5 protein-coding genes are annotated in these 4,188 nt (G+C 46.8%); 3 read left to right on the top strand and 2 right to left on the bottom strand.

The window, feature by feature from the left end; translation table 11 throughout:
• A partial coding sequence (locus tag RMO52_RS12595; protein ID WP_310414639.1) for an ABC transporter ATP-binding protein occupies window positions 1-488 on the top strand: 488 nt, incomplete at its 5' end.
• Window positions 489-610: 122 nt separating this feature from the next.
• Window positions 611-1,162 carry a hypothetical protein gene (locus RMO52_RS12590; RefSeq protein WP_310414636.1) on the top strand — a complete coding sequence of 184 codons (552 nt, stop codon included), beginning with the start codon at window positions 611-613 and terminating at the stop codon, window positions 1,160-1,162.
• 191 nt (window positions 1,163-1,353) lie between these two features.
• Here the strand turns inward: RMO52_RS12590 and RMO52_RS12585 are convergent, their stop codons facing one another.
• Together RMO52_RS12585 and RMO52_RS12580 are read right to left on the bottom strand one after the other, a co-directional pair.
• Window positions 1,354-1,749: a thioredoxin family protein gene (locus RMO52_RS12585; protein ID WP_310414632.1), complete on the bottom strand. Its 396-nt coding sequence runs from the start codon at window positions 1,747-1,749 to the stop codon at window positions 1,354-1,356.
• A 164-nt stretch (window positions 1,750-1,913) separates the two neighbouring features.
• Window positions 1,914-2,627 carry an NnrU family protein gene (locus tag RMO52_RS12580; RefSeq protein ID WP_309741501.1) on the bottom strand — a complete coding sequence of 238 codons (714 nt, stop codon included), beginning with the start codon at window positions 2,625-2,627 and terminating at the stop codon, window positions 1,914-1,916.
• A 508-nt stretch (window positions 2,628-3,135) separates the two neighbouring features.
• Here RMO52_RS12580 and RMO52_RS12575 point away from each other — a divergent pair.
• Window positions 3,136-4,188 (top strand): tetratricopeptide repeat protein (locus RMO52_RS12575; RefSeq protein WP_310414630.1); only part of this gene is annotated, 1,053 nt, incomplete at its 3' end.

Below are 4,188 nucleotides of genomic sequence, written 5' to 3'. Positions count from 1 at the left end.
CGATGATGACGATCGGTGAAAGTATCGCCGATCCCTTAATCATTCACGAGATAAATGCTACGCCCGCGCAGACGCGATTGCAAGTCCTGGCAATGCTCGAACGCGTTGGTTTAAACCCGGCGACTGAATACTTCGATCGCTACCCCAACCAGCTTTCTGGCGGACAGCAGCAGCGCGTCGGGATCGCCCGCGCCTTGATTACTAAGCCGAAATTAGTCATTTGTGACGAACCTGTGAGCATGTTAGACGCCACGATTCAAGCCGAGATTTTAGATCTCATGCTCGAACTCAAACGCGAACATCAGCTTACCTATCTATTTATCACCCACGATCTGTGGCTGGCGAGATTTTTGTGCGATCGGATTGCCGTGATGAATCGCGGTCAAATCGTGGAAATGGGCGACACGCAACAGATTTTCAGCAATCCCCAACAACCTTATACTCAAGAACTCTTAGCAGCGGCTCCACTATTGGCGCAACATGGCTAAAAGATTAAAAATCCTAACAGAAAGTTTATCCCAATGCATGTTAATATGGCTCGCGATATCCATCGCACAGATTTTAACTGTCGATCGGTAATTTATATTTGACAAAAACTGGGATCCACAACATGACTATCTGGACGTTCGCTGCCAGTATTGCCAGTATTATGTCACTAATTTTTCATCTCAGTGGCAAAGGTTCGACGCTGCGGCAATTTACGTTACCTACTACTACGGCACTGGTTGGATATACGATCGGCACGCATACGGCGGCTGTCGAACAATCGTCTAATGTATTGCTCCAAGACCCACATTTATTATTTATGCTAATAGTAATGGTCTTGTTATTTGCGCTGACGATGTATTTGGTTGAATCAATGAAACCAGATGCCAAAATATCGTTTATCTTCTTAGTTTTCTTAGCCACGATCGTCGTGCCGCAACTAATTAGAAGTTACAATGAAATCGCGCCGATGGTAGCGACTCAGGACTATCTCGCGCTCGCTAGAATCAAAGAAAGCGATGGCAAGACCGAAGACGCTATTAAGTATCTCAAAATTTATAGCAAACGTGTCGATCGCGGCGAACTCCAAAAACAAGTTAACGATCGAATCGACAATCTCCGCAAACAACAATTCAAACGCGAATCCACTACCAAAATCAAACTCAAAGATAATTAGGTTCTCCAGCAGTTATGGTGATAAGCAAGACTTGTTGAAAGGGGGGAAAGGGGAAAGGGTAAAGGGGAAAGGGTAAAGCCGCTGTCCATCAACTAGGTTTCAGGCATAATCTATTTCATAAATAATTGCGCCTACCTACTTATTCATCGTCGAATCCAGTCTGAGTTAAGGGCTGGATTCGAGCGGGCGATTTATTCAGTTGCTACCAATCGCCAGTCGATCTGCATCGACTTCCCCCGCTCGCTCACTAGCCAGTTCATCGTAGCAATTCTCGTCATGCGATCCAAATTATCGCGAAGTTCCTGTCTGCTGTTAAATCCTTCTAACCGATCCAAGATTCTGCCGTTAGTAAATAAAATCAACGTCGGCAGCGTTCTTAGTTTATAAGTACTAGCCAATTTGAGATTGTCATCAGCATTGACATTAACTAACTTAATCTGCCCGTCCCAGCGATCGTGAAAGTCAATTAATGTCGGTTCGATCGCTTTGCACAATCCGCACCACGGTGCGCCGAAATTGGCTAGTACAGGAATCGATGAAGTCAAAACCCGCTCTTTGAAATTCAAATCTGTTACAAAATGGATCATACAACACGATTAAGTGAATATTAAATCTTTTCTTATATAGCTAATCATTTTAACGCTAATTATCGCGATTGGTCTACAGGGATCGGCGAATAAGTATGAGGGATCGAGACAATATGAGAGCGAAGGTAGAATCGATCGCCCTCGATTAGCTAATCGATCGCCCTTTAAAAGGGTACCCGCGCAGTCATCTGAATCAACCACGGGTGTCCCCATGAAAACAATAATACAAACGCTACTACGCCAACATAGGCAGGACGCAGAAACTCCGCTAGCTTTAGTTGCTGTCTGCCATCTAGAATCGCCAGGAACGGCACGATCGAGGTGCGCGCCTTAACTAGTTCAAATTCCTTGCCGTACCGCTTTCCTAGCCGATAATCGCCGTGCCAGACTGCAAATAAATGATGTAGCATCAAGCCGATCGAAGTCACCAATGTAAAACTCGTCCCCAGCCAGAGGGTGTGGGCGATGCACCAAATTAATTGCCCGACCATCTGCGGATGCCGCGTCACCCGCATGATGCCTGTCTCATAGATGCGCACCTGCGGTTTGAGGACAGCGGCGACTTCGAGCAGATTGAAGGTAGCTGGATAGAGAAATAAAAATGAAACAAATGACAAGATCCAAACCAGCGGCTCGATCCAAGGGGTACCCTGTACCTGCCACAATTGCCAGCCATCATAGCGATGGTTGAAAAAATAAATAATCAGGATAGTCGCAAATGGAATACTCACTAATGCGAATATGACGCGATACAATCGTGCGCCGATTTTCTGCTCTGCCCAAGGGCGCAGCGCGGCTAGTCCGCTATGAGCGATCGCAAAACCAAGTAGCAATCCCAGGATAATTCCGTGGCTGGGAGTCAATGAGTCTAGAGGCATTTTAAATTAATTGAGAATTGAGAATTGAGAATTGAGAATTGCGGATGCGCGCTCGTCGGGTTTCCCGACGGTTTGCGAAAAGTGCGGTCTTGGGGTTTCCCCAAGTAGAGCACCTTTTCAAGACAGCGACCCAAATCACGCGGAGGTTCCCTCCGCATGTGTTTGGGTCAAGACAGCGCAACCAAGCAGCGGATGCTAAGCTGAAGCCCCAGTTTCCCGACCAACCGAACCGGATTGGGGGCTACTAACTCGACGAGTGCGACGCTACGCGATCGAAAAATCCTTGTTAGTTAAATTCCGATCGACAATCGGGCATCCTAATAGAGATGCAGCAGTCGATCGATTCGATAATGACGTTTTTTACAAAAGTTCAAACTATTTATTATCTACGAGCTACCGATTCGACTAAGCCATCATCGCCAACCATCGAAAACTGTTGTCTCGAATCGGGCTAACTCCTCAAGACGATTGTTTGAGATTACTTCATGCCATTAATTATCCTAAATTTATGTTAGAGCAAGCGGCTTCTGCCCTAAATCGTCAGGACTATCAAACTGCCGCCAAACTGATCGCTGCACTCATTTTAGAGCGACCAGACGACCACCGAGTTCAATTGTATGCAGCACAATTGCATGAAGCAACAGACCAGCTCGACAAAGCCCTCGCAGTTTATCGATCCTTGCTCCAACATGCTGTCAATCGGAAGATCGCCACCGAAGCGCGTCAAGGCATCGGGCGGATCGAGCAGCTTCAAGCCCAAATCCAAGCAGCAAAGCTAGTCACAGCCAAAGCTGGCATCGCTCAAAACAGCGAGCCAGGATTTTTGGTACTCGAACCGATGTCCTTAGAACACAAGCAAGCCGTCGTCAAGCAATTTGCGGCAATTATGGAAATCGATCCTTACAGTGCCAAACTTCAGCTACCCAGCCGAGGCTGGCGGCTATATCGGTTGGGACAAATGGGCGAATTACAGTTTTATCGCGATCGATTATTGGCGGCTGGGATTCCCTGTTTTTGTATCTCGCAACACGATACACAGCAGATGTACGTGTTTCAAGTCGGACATTTTCAATCCTTCCATCCCAAAGGCGAAATCGTCTGTACGGACGATCGTGGCGAGCTGCGGACGTTTAATTTTAACTGGTCGGAAATCACTCAGATCGTCACGGGAATAATGCCAATTTTTGAAGAAGTGATGGAAATCGACGCCTATCAGCGCACGTTCCGCAAACCGAAAATTCTGGACTATGTAAATGTTTGTGACATCCAGTTACGCCATCGGCGGAGTATCTTTAGACTATGTTCGCAAACCTATAATTTTTGTGAGTATAAGCAGTCACTAGAGCGACATCGCCACGAATATGGCGATGTCGCTAGCAGTCAGCTAGATCTCAACCCGAGCGAATTAGTCAACGCGCAACAGCTAGCTACTACCAGCCGCGACAACTGGAAAAATCTCATCTCCCAAATTAGCGAACAAGTCGCACACATTCCCACTCAGACCAATTTTACGCCGTTTGCCGAAACCGCAATCGGCTATCCCGAATCGCTCGGACGTATC

Source organism: Chamaesiphon sp. OTE_8_metabat_110 (assembly GCF_031382685.1).
In the GTDB taxonomy this organism is placed as follows: Bacteria; Cyanobacteriota; Cyanobacteriia; order Cyanobacteriales; family Chamaesiphonaceae; genus Chamaesiphon.
The sequence above is the reverse complement of the archived record's forward strand: the minus strand, read 5'-3'. Positions and strand labels throughout refer to the sequence as shown.